The 17,615-nt window shown below is 56.2% G+C and carries 19 protein-coding genes; 8 read left to right on the top strand and 11 right to left on the bottom strand.

Annotated elements, in window-relative coordinates:
• Positions 1-246 precede the first annotated feature (246 nt).
• Positions 247-501: a biofilm development regulator YmgB/AriR family protein gene (locus F3J37_RS12435; RefSeq protein WP_034830488.1), complete on the top strand. Its 255-nt coding sequence runs from the start codon at positions 247-249 to the stop codon at positions 499-501.
• A 113-nt stretch (positions 502-614) separates the two neighbouring features.
• Here F3J37_RS12435 and F3J37_RS12430 read toward each other — a convergent pair whose 3' ends face one another.
• The 3 genes from F3J37_RS12430 to F3J37_RS12420 all read right to left on the bottom strand — a co-directional run bounded on the left by F3J37_RS12430 (position 615) and on the right by F3J37_RS12420 (position 4,321).
• A complete protein-coding gene (locus F3J37_RS12430) occupies positions 615-932 on the bottom strand; it encodes a hypothetical protein (RefSeq protein WP_166933677.1) in 318 nt (105 codons plus the stop codon).
• Between the two features lie 172 nt (positions 933-1,104).
• Positions 1,105-1,404 (bottom strand): I78 family peptidase inhibitor, encoded by a 300-nt coding sequence (locus F3J37_RS12425; RefSeq protein WP_045833892.1) that lies wholly within the window; start codon positions 1,402-1,404, stop codon positions 1,105-1,107.
• A gap of 322 nt (positions 1,405-1,726) precedes the next feature.
• Positions 1,727-4,321, bottom strand: a complete 2,595-nt coding sequence (locus F3J37_RS12420; protein ID WP_166933675.1) for a bifunctional diguanylate cyclase/phosphodiesterase — start codon at positions 4,319-4,321, stop codon at positions 1,727-1,729.
• 216 nt (positions 4,322-4,537) lie between these two features.
• Between F3J37_RS12420 and F3J37_RS12415 the strand changes: the two genes are divergently transcribed.
• On the top strand, positions 4,538-5,185 hold the full coding sequence (locus tag F3J37_RS12415) for a CPBP family intramembrane glutamic endopeptidase (protein WP_034830547.1): 648 nt from the start codon (positions 4,538-4,540) through the stop codon (positions 5,183-5,185).
• Positions 5,186-5,227: 42 nt separating this feature from the next.
• On the opposite strand, the gene F3J37_RS12410 is transcribed toward F3J37_RS12415, so the two are convergent.
• Positions 5,228-5,413 (bottom strand): hypothetical protein, encoded by a 186-nt coding sequence (locus tag F3J37_RS12410; RefSeq protein WP_034830477.1) that lies wholly within the window; start codon positions 5,411-5,413, stop codon positions 5,228-5,230.
• Between the two features lie 213 nt (positions 5,414-5,626).
• Here F3J37_RS12410 and F3J37_RS12405 point away from each other — a divergent pair, with 213 nt between their 5' ends.
• Both F3J37_RS12405 and F3J37_RS12400 read left to right on the top strand, forming a co-directional pair.
• The gene (locus F3J37_RS12405; protein WP_007887091.1) at positions 5,627-5,797 is read left to right on the top strand and encodes a hypothetical protein; all 171 of its coding nucleotides are present in this window, start codon (positions 5,627-5,629) and stop codon (positions 5,795-5,797) included.
• A gap of 111 nt (positions 5,798-5,908) precedes the next feature.
• Positions 5,909-6,142, top strand: coding sequence for a hypothetical protein (locus F3J37_RS12400; protein ID WP_034830475.1), 234 nt, complete (start codon positions 5,909-5,911; stop codon positions 6,140-6,142).
• Positions 6,143-6,253: 111 nt separating this feature from the next.
• Here the strand turns inward: F3J37_RS12400 and yniD are convergent, their stop codons facing one another.
• From yniD to F3J37_RS12375, 6 genes are all read right to left on the bottom strand, one after another.
• Positions 6,254-6,361, bottom strand: coding sequence for a small membrane protein YniD (gene yniD, locus F3J37_RS28120; protein WP_097117533.1), 108 nt, complete (start codon positions 6,359-6,361; stop codon positions 6,254-6,256).
• A gap of 78 nt (positions 6,362-6,439) precedes the next feature.
• Positions 6,440-6,868, bottom strand: coding sequence for an OsmC family protein (locus F3J37_RS12395; protein ID WP_034830472.1), 429 nt, complete (start codon positions 6,866-6,868; stop codon positions 6,440-6,442).
• A gap of 67 nt (positions 6,869-6,935) precedes the next feature.
• Positions 6,936-8,126, bottom strand: coding sequence for an FMN-dependent L-lactate dehydrogenase LldD (gene lldD / locus F3J37_RS12390; protein ID WP_166933673.1), 1,191 nt, complete (start codon positions 8,124-8,126; stop codon positions 6,936-6,938).
• On the bottom strand, positions 8,126-8,911 hold the full coding sequence (gene lldR / locus F3J37_RS12385) for a transcriptional regulator LldR (RefSeq protein WP_166933671.1): 786 nt from the start codon (positions 8,909-8,911) through the stop codon (positions 8,126-8,128). The genes lldD and lldR overlap by 1 nt, the downstream gene beginning before the upstream one ends.
• Positions 8,908-10,557, bottom strand: coding sequence for an L-lactate permease (gene lldP / locus F3J37_RS12380; RefSeq protein WP_166933669.1), 1,650 nt, complete (start codon positions 10,555-10,557; stop codon positions 8,908-8,910). Before lldP ends, lldR begins: the two co-directional genes overlap by 4 nt.
• Positions 10,558-10,785: 228 nt before the next feature.
• The gene (locus F3J37_RS12375; RefSeq protein WP_166933668.1) at positions 10,786-11,955 is read right to left on the bottom strand and encodes a cyanate transporter; all 1,170 of its coding nucleotides are present in this window, start codon (positions 11,953-11,955) and stop codon (positions 10,786-10,788) included.
• An 87-nt stretch (positions 11,956-12,042) separates the two neighbouring features.
• On the opposite strand from F3J37_RS12375, the gene F3J37_RS12370 reads away from it, so the two are divergent.
• Both F3J37_RS12370 and F3J37_RS12365 read left to right on the top strand, forming a co-directional pair.
• Complete coding sequence (locus F3J37_RS12370) at positions 12,043-12,903, top strand: LysR family transcriptional regulator (RefSeq protein ID WP_058961528.1); 861 nt, start codon at positions 12,043-12,045, stop codon at positions 12,901-12,903.
• A gap of 89 nt (positions 12,904-12,992) precedes the next feature.
• Entirely contained in the window at positions 12,993-14,360 is a 1,368-nt protein-coding gene (locus tag F3J37_RS12365; protein ID WP_166933666.1) for an amidohydrolase family protein, read from the top strand.
• A 78-nt stretch (positions 14,361-14,438) separates the two neighbouring features.
• Here the strand turns inward: F3J37_RS12365 and F3J37_RS12360 are convergent, their stop codons facing one another.
• Positions 14,439-14,636 carry a hypothetical protein gene (locus F3J37_RS12360; protein ID WP_038648725.1) on the bottom strand — a complete coding sequence of 66 codons (198 nt, stop codon included), beginning with the start codon at positions 14,634-14,636 and terminating at the stop codon, positions 14,439-14,441.
• Positions 14,637-15,024: 388 nt separating this feature from the next.
• Here F3J37_RS12360 and dbpA point away from each other — a divergent pair, with 388 nt between their 5' ends.
• Entirely contained in the window at positions 15,025-16,404 is a 1,380-nt protein-coding gene (gene dbpA, locus F3J37_RS12355) for an ATP-dependent RNA helicase DbpA (protein ID WP_160867966.1), read from the top strand.
• 125 nt (positions 16,405-16,529) lie between these two features.
• Complete coding sequence (locus F3J37_RS12350; RefSeq protein WP_166933665.1) at positions 16,530-17,492, top strand: chemotaxis protein; 963 nt, start codon at positions 16,530-16,532, stop codon at positions 17,490-17,492.
• Positions 17,493-17,615 lie beyond the last annotated feature (123 nt).

The following is a 17,615-nucleotide window of genomic DNA, read 5'->3' as shown; positions in this document are numbered from 1 at the left end:
ATTTGTAGTGTCTTTATGTGCTGAAACAAACAACTCAGCAAGATAAGCGCATCGCGATAGAGAGCAAACGTGAAAAAATATGTCTATCCATTACTGACAATATTCGACGCCGCATCTATGTTTAAAAAATCACCGGCCATCGCTGGCGAGGCGCTGCCCGTTCTGGACAGTTCCCATGCTTAACCCATGTTTCCCAATGCTGCCAATAAACGGCGGTGGGCATCGTTGTCTCTGCGGAGGTCAGCCATGAGAGCACATCCTAACAGCGCCAGCCGGGCGATTACCGATTACTTCAACAGTCCTGCCTGGCATGCGCCGCACGAGAGCGATCTGCTGGCAGCGATCATGCGCGAATTGATGGATGATGGTCAGCCCGCGACCAGCAAAGCGATCATTGCGCGGGTGATTGCCAAACTGGAATTTGAAGGGGATGAGCAGCAGCTCCAAAGCTATCGCAATCTGTTGGCGCAGTTGCTGGAAGACAGGCAACAAAAGCCGTAGGGTGCCGTCATTCAGCCGCCGGGAAAATCGCCTTGTGTGCGGCGGAATTTAGGACAATTGCAGCGTTCAGGGACTTCAAGACGCGCCGTATGCGGGCGCGCCTCCATATCGTGTTACTTCACTGCGCGCAGGTGATCGGCCTCGCTGACCACCGCTTTTCCGCTTGTACGCTGGTACAGGCACAGCTCACGCCCAATCTGATTTTTCATGTGCTTCTGCGGATAACGCCCTTCCAGCAGTAACGCGTCGTAGCCGACGCTGTCGTCATACTGAATCGGTTTCCCCACCACCTTCACCCCTTTCAGGCCGCTGGCTTTCAGACAGGCTTGCTGCCGGGTTTGGCTGTTTTGCTGCCAGGCGGCTTCGCTCGAGGCGTGCGCCAGTGGACTTAATAGCAGGGTGATTAGCAGAATTTTTTTGGTGTGTCTCATCGTCGCTCCTCATCAATCCAGTACGGATTAATAGAAAAAAAAATTCCCGCCGAGGCGGGAAGAAACAAGACGAGCATTGCATATTCGAGAGTGACGAGGAAATCTCCGTAATGCGCAGCTATCCTCGCCCGGCGCCATGACAGCCCGATGACAATGCGATGTCCGTTTGAATTTATCCGCAATAAACCCGCGAAATTTTCCCACTCTGATCAGCAGTAAAGTTCAGGCGGCGCAGGTTGAAGTCCATGGTGACGGCACCGTTCCACGGAATGGCGCGCACCGGCACCGCAAACCGTTGGGTATCAAGGCTACTCAGTGGCTGGCCGATATAATTCTGATATTGCGATGCGCCACACTGATCGGTTTCGGGATCGTGGCTGACGGCAGCGGTGCTGTCCGGTTTGCTGGCGGACTGACAGGCGGTTAAGGCAAAAAAGGCCGTGGCCAGTAACGCTTTTCCATAATGGGTCACAAGTTTCTCCTCCTGGATAGTAAACGAACCGTTCCCGAGAGTAACAAAGCAAGCCCTTATTGTGAAAACAATGACAGAGGATTAGTCGAATAATTGTGCTCTAACGCGCGATCTTCCTCTCAACTTCCAGGATTAACCGCACACACGGTCTAAAGTTCACGCGCTGAGTCACTACAATTAACTAAGAATTATCTGAGGTGACGATGATGGAACTTGCCATTTTTATCGGCTTTGCCATCCTGATGACCGTGGTTGCGGTTCGGGTGCGTTAAGCCCTGATGAGACGGGCGGCTAAACTGCCGCCATAACCGAGAAGCCGCACTTATTGAGCGGCTTCTTTTTCATCCTGCAAGCGCACTTTAAACGCCGCAAGTGGCATTGGCTTGCCGAGAAAATAGCCCTGCCCCTCTTCACAAGAAAGCGCCTTCAGCTCATTGAGCTGCGCTTCGGTTTCAATCCCTTCTGCCGTGATGGTGAGTGCAAATGCCCGCGCCAATCCGACAATCCCCGCCACCACTGATTGCGCCTGCCTGGATTCCGGGAACTCTTTCATCCATGATCGATCGATTTTCAAGCCATTGAACGGGAAGGTTTTGAGATAGCCTAAGGCAGCATAGCCAGTACCAAAATCATCCACCGTCAGCCGCACGCCCAGCGCACGTAACCCCTGCATGATTTCCAGCGCACGATCGGGATGCTCGAAGGTCACGTTTTCAGTGATCTCCAGTTCCAGCCGTGTGGCCGGTAAACCGCTCACCGCCAGCGCGTGTGCGACACGATCCACCAGATCGCTGTTACGGAATTCCACCGGAGAGATGTTCACGGATACGTAGCGCTGGTCGCCCCAATCGCTGGCATCATGGCAGGCGCGCATTAGCACCCAGTCACTGATGGCAGCGATCAACCCATTCTCTTCCGCCAGCGGAATAAAGCGGTCAGGGGTAATCCATTGATCCTCAGCCACTTGCCAGCGAATCAGCGCTTCCGCGCCAGCCAGCTGTCCACTTTGCAGCTGGTAACGCGGCTGATAGTGCAGGGAAAACGTGTTGTTGCGCAGCGCCTCTTCAATCGCCTGCACCATATCGCGTTTCGATTGAATATGGTTGGCCATATCGTTGGAGTACCATACCCAGCGATCGCGTCCAGCCGTGCGTGCCTGGCCGAGAGCGATGTCCGCAAGCCGTAGCAAGGCTTCCGGCTGGCTAGCATCCTGCGGCGCGCTGACAATCCCCATGCTGGCTGTAAGACTCAGTTGATGCGATCCGCTGATAATCGGCTGATGGACGGCGCGTTGCAGTGCGCGGCAGCGATACTCCAGACCGGCGCGCGAGCTTTCGCGCAGCAGTAGAATAAACTCATCTCCGCCCAGTCGTGCCGCCAGTTCATCTGGGCCGATCAGGTTTTTCAGCCGTTGAGAGATCTCATTCAGCACCACATCGCCCACCGCGTGGCCCCAAGAATCGTTGATCGGTTTGAACTGATCGAGATCGAAGCTGATCACAAACAGCGGTGCCTCTTGCGTGGCATTTTCCAGATGTGTGGTCAGGAATTCCTGTAGCTGCATGCGGTTGGCGAGGCCAGTGAGCAGATCATGACGTGACAGGAACTGGATGCGCGCTTCTGCATCCACCTCATGGGTAATATCGGACACCGTGCCGCGAAAGCCGGTGCGCAGTCCATTACGACGAATGGTTTTCGCCATCAATTCGCCGATGCGGCGCTCGCCATTGGCAGCCATAAACTGGCAGCGCAGCGGCACATGCTGCATTTCATCGCCCTGACGCAACAGCCAGGCCACCAGCGAATGGCTGGGATGACTGAGGAGTTGATCCAGCGGCCGCCCAATCCAGCTTTTGACCTCGTGTCCGGTAACGGCGGCAAAACGCGAGGAGAGATAGCAAAGGCGGCCCTGATCGTCCACTTCCCAAATCCAGTCCGAAGCGGCTTCAGCCAGGTCGCGGAAACGCTCTTCACTGTTGGCCAGTTCACGCTGGCTGATGGCCAGCATTTCAAAGCGACGATCGGAAATAACGGCGTTATGTAGCGCATGGCGGATCACCCGCCGTGTCACCAGAGCGACCGCCAGTACAGTGAAACAGAGTAAGGGCATCATCAGCCAGATCACGCCGAAGCCGGGATTTTTGGCCTGCCAGCGAAGCACCAGCGGCTCGCCCTGAATCACCGGTTCGACCAACCGCGGTTCATACAACGCATCGTTTAAGCCATTGGCAATGCGCGGAGCGATCACATTGAGCGACTTGCCAAGGGCCTGCAATTTTTCCGGCGTCATGATGTTGATGAACACCATCACCGAAGCCGGGCCTGGGATAGTGGGGAGATCGGGCACTTTGCCTGGCGTGATCGGCGCGGCTACCACCAATGCCGGCTGTTGATTGATTATCGCATTGCGCGTAATGCCATCGTCAGGCTGGTGACGGGCGGCGGCCAGCAACAGTGCAGTTTGCCCGCCCAGCCAACTCTCCAGCGAAGCCTCTGACAATTTGCCATCTACTACCGCATAGCGCGTTTTGCCGGCGCCATCGATCACAAACACGCCGTCATAGTGATACTCCTTATACAGTCCCGGCCCTAAGTTCTCCTCGTCCCACGCCCAGACTTTATTTACCGTCAGGTGCAGATTCTTCCAGCCTTCCCCCCAGTTGGCGTAATCACGTACATCGGTGATCATCTTCTCCTGCTGCTGTTGCCAGGCCTGGCGCATCAGGTTGACATCCTGCTGGATCGAGTCGCTGTTTTGTCGGTGGGCTATCACCAGCACCATCACGACTGAAAGCAGCAGCACGCCAAACAGCAACGACGTTAAGGTGCGCAAACTGCGTCGCGTCACCCGAACGGTGTGCGCTTCCATATTAGCCCTGGCAGGCAAGGTCGCGTGCCGGTGATACTCAGAATTCATGCAATATGCTCGCAAAACAGAGGCAGCAAAAGAGAAGACAGGGTGCGCGTTCAAGACGCCTCTGTCCTGTAATGGTTTTTTCGGTTATCGGCGCAGGCCGCCGCAGATTTAGTCCTCGCGGCGGAATTTTTGAGCAGTGCGATTCTGTGTGGGGCCATCTCGACAGCAATGATCGCCATTGCTACTATGCGTTTTCCTCTGCCCGTTGAGCTAATTATGGACACCCAATCCGACAAAGTGACGCTGACGCTGTTCTATGCCGCGAGCTTTGTGGTGTATTACGTCGTGACCATGCTGATTACGCTGTTTCCCAACTACGGGGCGCTGCGTAATAACGGTTTACTGGTGCCGGTGCTCTGCTTGTTCGAATTCGCGGTAATTTACCCGCTGTATCGTTTTTACTGCCAACGCCGCACTGACATTCCGCTGGGATATCTCCGTCCCGGCCAGGCGTTGCTGTTTGTGGGTGCGCTGGTGGCACTGATGGTGGCGCAAACGCAATTCCTGCAACCGGAAGGCTGGTTGATTGCCCAGAGCCAACAGGGTCGCAGTTCGATGTTGATCCTGCTGCTGACCGCCGTGCTGCTCGCGCCAGTGTTTGAAGAGGTGTTGTTCCGCGGTTTTCTGTTGCAGGGGTTTCTGTTATGGGCGCCGAAAAGTCGCTTCGCCTGCATGCTACTCACCTCGCTGCTGTTCGCCGCGATGCACACGCAGTACGTGCACTGGGAGACCATCGTGGCCCTGACGCTGTTTTCACTGTTGCTGTGTTACGCCCGTCTGCGCAGCAATAGCCTCGCGCTGCCCATCTTCCTGCATACGCTGAATAACCTGATCGCGATTCTGCCCGCCTGGTTCTATGCATAAAAAAACAGCGCAAGAGATTGCGCTGTTTTCAGAATAAAAGCATCAGGAAATGGCCGAGTCTTTGTGTTTGTCCGCCTCAAAATGGGCTTTGAACTGCTCGTAAATTGAAATCATGTTTGAAGCATCGCCTTGCATTGGGCTGAGTTTGCCTGCACGCACCAGTTCAATCACCAGTTGCAGCGCGGCTTGTTTTGGGCTGCTGGCCGGATGGGCAATTTCGTTCAACATTGGTCACTCACTCATCATTTTTGTCAGGGCCGCACAGTTTAGCTCAGATTGTCATGCTGTTGTGCGTCCGGCTGGTTATAATCTCACCGTTCGCACCACAAGGCCGCTCAAGGTGATCATTGACTCTCCTGCCGTTTGGCTATACTGGATTAAAAAAAGGAACGAACAGCCACTGCTTCCGTATCATCAGGAACGTGTTTAAGGAGTCCAATCATGCTGATTGGTTTTGTGTTGTTAGTGAGCGCGTGTGGACATGATGCCTGTGACGCCTTACCGGTGTCAGAACGTATCTACCCGACCAAAGTGGCCTGTGAGCAAATGGCCGACCGCATCCATAAAGTTCGACCGAATGTGGTCCTGCTGTGCGGGGAAGTGCACCGTTAATTCGGTGCCAGTTTTATTTGAGCTGTACAAAAATAAGCCAGACGGCATTGCAAGATCGGCGCATAGCGTCCAAAATATAAGCTGCTTTACACTATTACCGTTGTGAATCCCATGAAGAAGACTCGCCCCCGTCGTCCAAACGGACGCTGGGTTTATTACATTTTGTATGATGGCATTCTCTGGCCCTGCCCGGTGCGCTGGGAGTGGGAGAGCAGCTTTGAAGGCTGGTTGCCATTCTACTACTCGCCGACCTTTGAGTTTGTGGCGGGCGACCCACGCAAGGCCTATCGCATTGCGCGCAGCAGTGTGCGTAACGTTCGCCATCCAGACAGCGAGTACGCCTGAATCAACCGAGTTGCCATGGCAACCAGGAGGCGGTCAGCAGATAGTGCACCCCTTCCAGCACCAGAATCACCATCACTAGCACGCCGAGCTTATGGCGGCAGATCCAGTCTTTCAACCCCATATCATCGCCGCCCAGCGAATCAGCATCAGCGCGCCGCAGATGCACAGCAGCACCACAATCATTTTCCAGTGTTTAGTTGCAGCCAGTTTTTTCCCCACGCATCCTCCAGACGGCAGAAAGCAACGATGCGCCCTGAGGCGCATCGTTATTCTAACGCTGGTAAAGCGTAAGGGCGATTAATTATTCAGCGTATAGTCCAGGCTAATTTCAGCATTCAGGACTTGTGACACCGGGCAGCCCGCTTTGGCTTTCTGAATAATCTCATCAAATTTGGCGCTATCGATACCTGGCAGCGCGATGGTGCTGGTGAGTGCGATTTTGGTAATGGCAAAACCTTCACCTTTCTTGTCCAGGGACACATCCGCCGTGGTGTCGATGCTTTTTGGCGGATGCCCAGCCTGACCCAGCATCAGCGACAACGCCATGGAGAAGCACGCCGCATGTGCAGCTCCGATCAGCTCTTCCGGATTGGTGCCCTTCTCACCCTCAAAGCGGGTATTGAAACCGTAAGGCTGGTTGCTCAGCACGCCGCTTTCGGTGCTCACGGTGCCTTTGCCTTTGATGTCGCCTTCCCAATGGGCCGATCCTTTCTTATGAATGGTCATGTCATTCCTCCTGTTAGTCAGACAGGAGATCAGTATAGACAACCCCTCCCATTTTGCTTTTCGCGCCTCAGCTCACGGCACGCGGTCGGGCCGGATGCAATCCCGCTTCGCTCAGCAGCGCATTTGCCTGCACCAGCGAGTCCTGGGTGATCTCAGCAATGCTTTTGGCCCCGGTCAGCGTCATCGCCACTTTCATCTCTTTTTCGATCAAATTCAGCAAATTCTCAACGCCACGCTGACCATGCGTCGCCAGCGCATAGATAAAGGCGCGGCCCAGCAGCACCGTGTCTGCACCGAGCGCGATCATGCGCACCACATCCAACCCGTTGCGGATACCGCTGTCGGCCAGAATGGCAATATCGCCTTTCACCGCGTCTGCAATGGCGGGCAGCGCGCGCGCCGATGACAGCACGCCATCCAGCTGGCGTCCGCCATGGTTCGACACCACAATACCGTCCGCGCCGAAGCGCACCGCATCACGCGCATCTTCGGGATCCAGAGTGCCTTTGATCACCATTGGGCCATCCCAAAACTCACGAATCCACTCCAGATCTTTCCATGAGATCGACGGATCAAAGTTATTGGCCAGCCAGCCAATGTAATCTTCCAGCCCCGTAGGTTTACCGAGATAGGCTGAGATATTACCGAGATCGTGCGGACGGCCATGCAGCCCCACATCCCACGCCCACTGCGGATGCGTTACCGCCTGCCAGTAGCGACGCATCGCCGCGTTTGGCCCGCTCATGCCCGAATGCGCATCGCGATAGCGTGCGCCCGGTGTCGGCATATCCACGGTAAAGACCAGCGTCGAGCAGCCCGCCGCTTTCGCGCGTTCCAGTGCGTTACGCATGAAGCCACGATCGCGCAGCACATACAGCTGGAACCACATCGGACGATTAATGGCTGGCGCTACCTCTTCAATCGGACACAGCGATACCGTGGAGAGCGTGAACGGAATACCTTTCAGTGCCGCTGCACGCGCGGCCTGCACTTCCCCGCGTCGCGCGTACATGCCGCACAAACCCACGGGCGCTAACGCGACAGGCATCGACAGCGTTTCGTTGAACAGTTTGGTTTCCAGACTGAGATCGGACATGTTCTTCAGCACCCGCTGACGCAGCGCCACGTCCGACAGATCGGACACATTGCGCTTCAGGGTGTGTTCGGCATACGCGCCGCCGTCAAGGTAGTGGAACAGGAACGGGGGCAGAATGCGTTGCGCCGCGGCGCGATAGTCACTGGCTGCAGAGATGATCATCAGTTTTTTTCCTTACGATTATCCAGGGATTCGCCTGGCAAGCGGGTAATGCGCGCCTGCCGGGCTTCATCTTCATGGAGTGATTTCAAGGTGGTATGAACAAAGCCGAGGTGATCCATCGCTGCCTGGCGTGCCGCCTCGGCATCACCTGCCATCACCGCATCGAACATCGCCTGGTGCTGTTCATTCAGGCGATTAAAAATCACCGGCTGGGTGTACATGCGCTGGCGGCTGTGCAGTACCGAAGACTGCAGCAAATCGAAGAAACCACGCATGGTTTGCAGTAGCACCACATTGTGCGAGGCCTCAGCGATGGCGAGATGGAAGCGCAGGTCGGCCTGCGCCGCGATATCGGGATCGTCACAGTCGTGCATCTTGAGCAGAGCATCAAAGGCAAGACGCAGCTTCTCTTTATCCGCTTCAGTGGCACGCAAGGCGGCGTGCCAGGCGGTACTGGCTTCGATGGCGTGACGCGCTTCCAGAATATCCCAGCGATAATCCGGGTCGTCCGCCAGCAGTTGGCGAATCGGCTCAACAATACGCTGTTCCGACCAGGGCTCCTGCGGCTCACACAGCCAGGTACCGCCGCCGCGTTTACTGATTAACACGCCGCTACTGATCAGCTGCTGAATCGCCTCACGCAATGATGAGCGTGACACACCGAACTCAGCGGCCAGCTGGCGCTCGGCCGGTAAGCGCATACCCGGCTCCAGCTGGTGTTCCTCAATCAAGGCGAGCAATCGCGCCCGTAGCGTTTCCGCTAATCGCGGCGTGTTTTCTGTCATGGAATCATCCAGGTTAAGACATAAGCTTGCAGCGTAGTGATCACCCCCACCATGCAGGTGAAGAGCAGACTGTGTTTAACGGTAAAGCGGAACAGATCCGACTCTTTACCCACCAGCCCCACGGCGGCGCAGGCGATGGCGATCGACTGCGGTGAAATCATCTTACCCGTCACGCCACCCGTGGTGTTGGCGGCCACCAGCAGCACATCCGACACACCAATCTGCTGCGCGGTGGTGGCCTGCAACGCCGCGAACAACGCATTTGAAGAGGTATCGGATCCTGTCAGAAACACGCCAAGCCAGCCAAGGAACGGCGAGAAGAAAGTAAAGGCATTGCCGGTGTGGGCCAGCGCTAAGGCCAGTGTGGCAGACAATCCGGAGTAGTTGGAGATAAAGGCGAAGGCCAGCACCATACCGATGGAGTAGATGGGCAGTGCCAGTTCTTTCAGCGTCTCACCGAAGGTCTGGATCGCCGCAGCGGGCTTCATACGCAGCCAGATCACGGACAGCACCGCCGCCACGATAATCGCTGTACCGGTGGCTGACAGCACATCAAACTTGAAGATGGCCGCATAAGGCGTTGCCGCACTCACCACCGGCGGCATACGTGCCACCAGCTCATGCAGCAGCGGTACCGGAACGCTGAACACCCAGTCATACATCACGCCACCTTTAGCAAACAGCGCCTTGAACGGCGGAATGCTCCACAGGGTGACGGTAGCCGTGAGGAACAGGAATGGCATCCACGCGCGCACAATCTGGCCCAGCGTATAGCGCTGAGAGGTTTGCGTCGGGTCAACGGCGGTTTTCTCATCGAAACGGAAAATACGTACTGGCTTCCAGCGGCGCAGGAACAGCGTGAGGCAGATAAGAGAGGCCAGTGACGAGATGATGTCCGGCAATTCCGGGCCAAGGAAGTTGGAGCTGAGGAACTGCGCAATGGCGAACGATCCGCCCGCGACGATCACCGCTGGCCATGTTTCCTTGATACCGCGCCAGCCATCCATAATCGCCATGATCCAGAACAGCACAATGAGGGTCAGGAACGGCAATTGACGCCCGGCCATCTGGCCAATCTGGAAGCTGTCGAGTCCGGTGACTTGACCGGCGACAATAATCGGAATCCCCATCGCACCAAAGGCTACTGGCGCGGTGTTGACGATCAAGCATAAGCCAGCCGCGTACAGCGGATTAAAGCCCAATCCCACCAGCAGGGCTGCGGTGATTGCCACCGGTGCGCCAAAACCCGCCGCCCCTTCGAGAAACGCGCCGAAGGAGAATCCGACGATCAGCATCTGCAAGCGCTGATCGGGTGTGATGGAGAGGATCGAAGCACGGATGATGTCGAATTGTCCGGTTTTCACCGAGATTTTATACACAAATACTGCCGCGACGATGATCCAGGCGATTGGCCACAGGCCGTACAGGAAGCCATAGACCACGGAAGCCAGCGCCTGGCCCAACGGCATGCCATACAGGAACAGCGCCACCAGCAGTGCAATCACCACCGTGGCGGTGCCCGCCTGATAGCCTTTCAGCTTGAGCTTCAGCAGGGCGAAGAAGAAGAACACAATCGGGATCACCGCCACCAGGCTGGAGAGCCACAGATTGTTGAGAGGATCGTAGTTTTGTTGCCACACCGGCATGCCGTTATCTCCAGAGGTTACCAGATGAGTGCAGCGCAACGGCAATGCAGGTTTGCGCCGCAGGTCTTGCCCTTCTGCTCACTGAAATTGGTAGGACCAAAATGCGATGCGGGGCTTTCTGGCTCCAGATAGTTAATGCATTGTTAACCTAAAGCAACGAGGTTGGGGTTATTTTTCGTGTTATGTGACGATGTGGCAACATTTAAATCGTTTTGGTAGGACCAATCATCATTCTGTCTGACCAAAGGCCCGACGATAACTGTGGGGATGAAAGCGAAGATTCAGCACGATCAATCCCACCGTTACGGCGCCCTGCATCATCCACACGCTGGTAAAACTGTGCGTCAGCACCTGCAACTGACCGGCAATAAACGGCATACACCCGGCGATGATGAAACCTGCGCCCTGCATAAACGCCACCAGGCGTGCGCCGGCCTGCGGATGTGGCAGGTGATCGAGCGCCAGCACCATCGCCAGCGGAAATGCAGCCCCTAAACCAAATCCGGCAATCGCCGCCCACAACCATGGCGCCAGCAGGGGGGCAAACAGGAAACCGCTCATACCGACCAGCTGGCAAACCAGACTGATGATCAGCTGTGGACGACGATCCGCCTTGCGCGCCAGCAAGGGCATCAATAATGCGCCAGCCACCTGGCAAAGGATCATCACCCCCAGTAACGAGCCGCCCGCCTGTGCTGACCAGCCAAGGTGGTGATAAGCATCCGGAAGCCAGGCGACGCACGTGGCATAACCGCCATTGACCAGGCCAAAACTGAGTGCCAGCGACCAGGCGCGCGGTTTTCGCCATAGCGAGGGCATAGATACCGACTCTGCGCTTTGCGCCACCGGCACACGCACGATCCACCACAGCACAATCGCCAGCAATACGGGCAGTGCCCAACCGGTGAGCGCCAGTGACCAGCCGAAATGCGCACTGAGCCACGGCGAAAGTGCTGCCCCCAATCCTCCGCCGCCCATCAACGCGCCCGCCCACAACCCGGTAACGGGGGCGCTGCGCTGGGCAAAGCGCTGGCGGATCAACCCTGGCATCGCCATCTGCACCACGCCAACCCCCAGCCCGGCAAAAAGCGCGCTGACCACCAGCCATTGTCCGTCCTGAATCACACCGCGTGCGGCCAGCGCCAGCAGCAGCAGGACCAGCCCGGCGATCAACAAACGTTGCAGCGGAACACGTTGCATCAGGGAGGCACTGAGTAGCGCCACCGCGCCCATCATCACCATCGGTACGGCGGGTAACAACGAAGCGGCAATGGAAGAGAGGCTCATGGCCTGGCGCAGTTCGCCCAGCAATGGGCTAACAGAAGTCAGTAACGGACGCATATTGAGCCCGGCCAGCACCAAAGCGGCGAGCGTCAATCCGTTGGAATGTCGGTTCATACACAATCCTGCAGTAGAAAGGTTGTCAGGGTCGCAGCAATGGTTACTATTTGGAAATGAAATAACACCATAGTGATCAGTGGAAAAATGAATCGTCAGCCGATGTTTACGCCGCAGCAGTTACTCAGTTTTGTTGCGGTATGCGAAACCGCCAGCTTTACGCGCGCCGCCGACCGCGTGCATCTATCGCAATCCACCGTCAGCCAGCAGGTGCGCCGCCTTGAAGAGATGATTGGTAAAGCGCTGCTGGAACGCACCTCGCATCAGGTGGTATTGACCGAAGAGGGAGAGAAATTACTGGGCTATGCCCGCCGGATCATTGCGCTTAACGGCGAAGCGCACGATGTACTGAGCGACAAGTGGCGCGATGGCGTCCTGCGTCTTGGCGTGCCAGAGGATTTTGCTGCCCCCACCGCAGCACTGCTGGCGCAGTTCAGCCGCGAGCATCCGCAGCTGCGCCTCGACGTGATGAGCGGCATGTATGTCGACTTGCATCGTGCGTGGCAGCGAGAAGAGCTGGATATCATGCTGATCAAGCAACCCGGCGGTGAACGCCCATTGGCAGCGCGACCGGAGCCCCTGCTGTGGCTGGACAGCGCCGAACACCCCTGCTTTGAGCAGACGCCAGTGCCGCTGGTGGTATTTCCCCAGCAGGGACTGTATCGCGAGGAGATGTGTCAGACGCTGGATGCGCTGGGCCGCAGCTGGCGCATCAGCTACAGCAGCGCCAGTCTGGTGGCACTCGCCAGTGCCAGCGCGGCCGGATTAGGTTTAACGCTGCTGCCTGCCAGTTGTCGCCTGCCCGGCCATCGTGTGCTGGACGAAGCCGCAGGCTTACCGCCGATCAGCCACTTTGAGCTGGCGCTGTTTTGCCGCTCTCCACAGGATGATTTGCAACAGGCGCTGGCCGTGGCGTTAGTGGAATTTTGCCAGTTAAAGTGGCAGTGATTTTCCCACTGCTCAGCAGTGGGAAATATCGCAGCGCCGCAGCCCGGGTTTTGCCAGATTAACGTTTTCCTTGTTGACTGGAGCCTCTGATGCACCTCACTTCACCCAGCCGTCGCGATTTCCTTAGCCAGGGCGTCCGCCTCACCGCAGCCGGAAGCCTACTGGCTGCCGGCATGAGCGCCGCCGCATCCTCGCACTCTTCCGCCGCAGCGCCAATCTCTACGCCGCCGCCGCGCGTGGATCATTACCAATTGCTCAACGTACGCCTCGAGGAAGGCTTTGAGCGTGAGGGCAACGACATCATCGCGACGCGTACTGCGCTTTACGATATCACCGTCAAAGATGGCAAATTTGCCGCCATCGAAGCCGCTGGTAAAGCGCGCAACGCCGACATTCCGCAATGGGATGCCGAAGGCTCGCTGCTGTTGCCACGCACCCGCGACATGCACATCCACCTGGACAAAACATTTTACAGCGGCCCTTGGCAAGCGCCACGCCCGCGTCAGGGCAAAACAATCATGGATATGATCGCCCGTGAGCAGGTATTAATCCCGCAGTTGCTCCCAACCTCGCAGGCGCGTGCCGAAGCTTTGATCGGTTTGCTGCACAGCAAAGGCACCACCGAAGCACGCAGCCATTGCAACATCGATCCGGTGAGTGGCCTAAAAAGCCTGGAGCATCTGAAGCGGGCGCTGGCGAACCACCCCGAATTTCCCTGTGAAATTGTCGCCTTCCCACAGCACGGTTTACTGCATTCCAAAGTGGATGGCCTGATGCGCGAAGCGATGCAGATGGGCGTGCAGTACGTTGGCGGATTGGATCCCACCAATGTGGATGGCGCGATGCAGGCCTCGCTGGATGCTATGTTCCAGATTGCGTTCGATTTTGATCGTGGCGTCGATATCCATCTGCACGAAACCGCACCTTCTGGCGTGGCGGCCATTCAGTATATGGTGGACACCATCGCGAAGAACCCGCCGCTCAAAGGCAGAGTGACGCTGAGCCATGGCTTTGCGCTGGGCACGCTGGAGGGTAAAGCGCTGGATCAGATGATTGCAGGCATGGCCGAGCAGCAGATGAGCGTGGCGTCCACCATCCCCATCGGCAAACTCACTATGCCGTTACCCCAGTTGCAGGCTGCGGGCATCACGGTGATGACCGGCACCGATAGCGTGATCGATCACTGGTCACCCTTCGGCACCGGCAGCATGCTGGAGAAAGCCAACCTGTATGCGCAACTCTATCGCGGCTCTGATGAGTTTAGTTTGAGCCGTGCGCTGCATATCGCCACCGGTGGCATTTTGCCGCTGTCGAACCGGGGCGATCGCCAGTGGCCGAAAGTGCAGGATGACGCCAGCATGATGCTGGTTGAAGCAGGCTGTTCCGCTGAGGCTGTCGCCCGCATCTCGCCGGTACGAGCTACCTTCCACAGCGGTATGCCGGTGTTCAGCGTCTGAGATCAAAAAAGCCTCCTTACGGAGGCTTGATGAACGAAAAATGCAGGGGCGGCAAGCGCCCCATGCGAGTTGCTGGATTTACGATAACATCTGAATCGCCAGCGCGTATAAACGCTGGTTTTCATCGTCGCTAACAGGCTCTTCTTCCGCGTAACAGGCAATCATGGAGCTGACTTTATCCGAAGATAAGGTCTCTCCGTGCAGATGCAGGGTTAACACGGCGCGGCCGACGATTTTCAGAATGTCTTCGTTTTGTCCCTGGACGTAAAGACTCAAAGTGGACCTCTGAATATATTATTGTTTGCCAAATGGCGCGCCAAATATAAAGCAAAACGGCAGGTTATTTTAATCGGAATTTTACCCATCTTAAGTGACACATAAGCGTAACATAGACAAAAACAGGTCAAAAAGACGCTATATAGTCCCTTTATCAACGCTAATTACACCTTTTCATTCAGGAAAGACGTTTCACATCTTTTGAAGCAACCGGTCACGAAGAATAAAATGATTAGAATTTTACACCCATTAAAGGCGAATATTTAACCAAACGATCATCGCGCTAATTGATTTCAATATGTTATCAATTGCGCGATTTGCATTGCCGATAGCAGCCCTTTCTGCGAGACTGACCGCCGCAATCCTGACCGCTATTTGAGACATTCCCGTGACCGCTTTTTCTACCCTGACGCAACTCCCTGCCAGCCAACTCGACAACCTGCGCGAGATGGGCTTCGACGCCATGACACCTATTCAGGCGGCTTCATTGCCCGCCATTCTTGAAGGGCGCGATGTGCGTGCGCAGGCGAAAACCGGCAGCGGTAAAACGGCAGCCTTTGGTATTGGCTTGCTGCAGCGCATTGACAACACCCGAACCCAAACTCAGGCGTTGATTCTGTGTCCAACGCGTGAACTGGCCGATCAGGTGAGTAATGTGCTGCGTCAGCTGGCACGTTTTACCCGCAACATCAAAATATTGACGCTGTGCGGCGGTCAACCGATGAGTGCGCAGCGCGATTCGCTGGTGCACGCACCGCATATTGTGGTCGGCACGCCGGGCCGCATCCTTGATCACCTGAAGCGCGACAACCTCGATCTCACCGCACTGCAAACGCTGGTGTTAGATGAAGCCGATCGCATGCTGGAGATGGGCTTCCGAGACGATATGGAAGCGATCATTGGTTTCACGCCGGATGCACGCCAGACGCTGCTGTTCTCTGCCACCTGGCCGGATACCATCGCCAGCCTCAGCCAGCGTTTCCAGCGCGATGCATTGGCCGTGGCCACGGAAGACAAAGCGGAACTGCCTGCTATTGATCAGCAATTTATCGAAGCCAGCGTCAGTGAGCGTGGCAATCTGCTCAGTGCCCTGCTCAGCCAGCAGCAGCCCGCTTCTTGCGTGGTGTTCTGTAATACCAAACGTGAGTGTGATGACGTCGCAGCGGCATTGAACGATCGTCAAATCAGTGCACTGGCACTGCATGGCGATCTGGAGCAGCGCGATCGTGAACGAGTGCTGATCCGTTTCGCCAACGGCAGCATCCGCGTGCTGATTGCCACCGACGTGGCTGCACGCGGGCTGGATATCAAATCGCTGGCGTTGGTGGTGAACTTCCAACTGGCATGGGATCCTGAAGTGCATATCCATCGCATCGGCCGTACCGGTCGTGCAGGCGAAAAAGGACTGGCGGTCAGCTTCGTCGCGCCCGATGAAATGGTGCGTGCTAATGCGCTGGAAGAGTATCTGAGCCAGAAACTCAACTGGGTTTCCTCCGCTACCCTGAAAGGGAAAGCGGCGCAAGCTCTGCCTGCCACCAAAATGACGCTGTGCATTGATGGTGGGCGCAAAGCCAAAATCCGCCCTGGCGATATCCTCGGCGCGCTCACCGGTGAAGCCGGATTCAGCGCTGATCAAATCGGTAAGATCGACCTGACGCAAACCCACGCTTATGTGGCGATCGATGCCGCACAAGCGAAGAAAGCGCTGATCAAACTGAAAGAAGGCAAGATCAAAGGCAAAAGCGTCCGCGCCATCCTGCTGAAGTAATCCCTTTGCGCGAGGGTATTCACTCTCGCGCTAAATTTTCTGCCCCGCCCCTTCATTTTTTTTCCGCGCTGCCGATAAGTTAATCATTGCCCCTTTACCCAGCCCAGATTCCGCTTGAGGCCATGATGGATAATTTTCAGAAAGAGATCGATGAACGCGCTAACCTTGCGCTTTCCAATAAATTCGAACTGCTGCTGTTCCGCCTGGGTTCCGATCAGCTGAAAGGCAAATCTGAGCTATACGGCATCAACGTGTTTAAACTGCGCGAAATCGTACCGATGCCCACCATTACCCGTGCAGCGGGTGTGCAGTCACCGCTGCTCGGTATGGCCAGTATTCGCGGTCAGTTTATCCCGGTCATCGACCTGCCCGCAGTGACCGGTTGTAAACCGGAAACCGGCCTCAATCTGCTGCTGGTGACCGAATATGCGCGCAGCACCCAAGCCTTCGCGGTTGAGTCGGTAGAGAATATCGTCCGTCTCGACTGGAACCAGGTGCACACTGCCGAAGCCGGCATTGGCAGCCGCAATATCACCAGTATCGCCTGCCTCGATACCGACGGTCAGAGCAACAATCTGGCAATGGTGCTGGACGTTGAGCAGATTCTTTATGACATCATCCCTTCGGTGCGTGGCGTTGAGCCAAGTGCTGAGACGGCGAAAGATTTCAACCTCAAGCCTGGCCAGGTGGCGATTGTCGCGGAAGACTCCAAAGTGGCGCGTCAGTTGCTGGAACAGGGTCTGAAAAGCATGGGCATTCCGGCCATCATGCATAACACCGGTCTGGAAGCCTGGATCAAAATTAACGAGATGCAGAAAGAAGCCGCAGCGGCAGGCGAGTCGATACACGACAAAATCGCGCTGGTGTTAACCGATCTGGAAATGCCAGAGATGGATGGCTTTACCCTGACGCGTAATATCAAACGTGATGATGCATTGCGTCAGATTCCGGTGGTGATCCACTCCTCGCTCTCCGGCAGTGCCAACGAAGACCACGTGCGTAAAGTCGGCGCCGATGGCTATGTGGCGAAATTTGAGATTAATGAACTGTCGAGCGTGATCCATCGCGTGCTGGAAAAGAAACGTTAATCCTTTCTAATCTCACCTACCTCCCTATAAGGCGCGTTATTCGCGCCTTTTTTACGTCCTGCCTTTCCAGATAAAACCGATCCACTCATTAATCATATTAACGGTTTTGTGACGCACCTCTAA

Origin of the sequence: Candidatus Pantoea communis, assembly GCF_011752685.1 — a bacterium.
GTDB lineage: Bacteria > Pseudomonadota > Gammaproteobacteria > Enterobacterales > Enterobacteriaceae > Pantoea > Pantoea communis.
This window is presented reverse-complemented; position numbering and strand designations above follow the sequence as displayed.

Bases quoted from the DNA above. Each gene is read 5' to 3' on its own strand.
- F3J37_RS12415 (WP_034830547.1), top strand. From the start codon at position 4,538: ATGGACACCCAATCCGACAAAGTGACGCTGACGCTGTTCTATGCCGCG.
- lldP (WP_166933669.1), bottom strand. From the start codon at position 10,557: ATGCCGGTGTGGCAACAAAACTACGATCCTCTCAACAATCTGTGGCTC.
- lldR (WP_166933671.1), bottom strand. From the start codon at position 8,911: ATGACAGAAAACACGCCGCGATTAGCGGAAACGCTACGGGCGCGATTG.
- F3J37_RS12370 (WP_058961528.1), top strand. From the start codon at position 12,043: ATGAATCGTCAGCCGATGTTTACGCCGCAGCAGTTACTCAGTTTTGTT.
- F3J37_RS12405 (WP_007887091.1), top strand. From the start codon at position 5,627: ATGCTGATTGGTTTTGTGTTGTTAGTGAGCGCGTGTGGACATGATGCC.
- lldD (WP_166933673.1), bottom strand. From the start codon at position 8,126: ATGATCATCTCTGCAGCCAGTGACTATCGCGCCGCGGCGCAACGCATT.
- F3J37_RS12375 (WP_166933668.1), bottom strand. From the start codon at position 11,955: ATGAACCGACATTCCAACGGATTGACGCTCGCCGCTTTGGTGCTGGCC.
- F3J37_RS12395 (WP_034830472.1), bottom strand. From the start codon at position 6,868: ATGACCATTCATAAGAAAGGATCGGCCCATTGGGAAGGCGACATCAAA.
- F3J37_RS12430 (WP_166933677.1), bottom strand. From the start codon at position 932: ATGAGACACACCAAAAAAATTCTGCTAATCACCCTGCTATTAAGTCCA.
- F3J37_RS12435 (WP_034830488.1), top strand. From the start codon at position 247: ATGAGAGCACATCCTAACAGCGCCAGCCGGGCGATTACCGATTACTTC.
- F3J37_RS12365 (WP_166933666.1), top strand. From the start codon at position 12,993: ATGCACCTCACTTCACCCAGCCGTCGCGATTTCCTTAGCCAGGGCGTC.
- F3J37_RS12400 (WP_034830475.1), top strand. From the start codon at position 5,909: ATGAAGAAGACTCGCCCCCGTCGTCCAAACGGACGCTGGGTTTATTAC.
- F3J37_RS12350 (WP_166933665.1), top strand. From the start codon at position 16,530: ATGGATAATTTTCAGAAAGAGATCGATGAACGCGCTAACCTTGCGCTT.
- F3J37_RS12410 (WP_034830477.1), bottom strand. From the start codon at position 5,413: ATGTTGAACGAAATTGCCCATCCGGCCAGCAGCCCAAAACAAGCCGCG.
- F3J37_RS12420 (WP_166933675.1), bottom strand. From the start codon at position 4,321: ATGAATTCTGAGTATCACCGGCACGCGACCTTGCCTGCCAGGGCTAAT.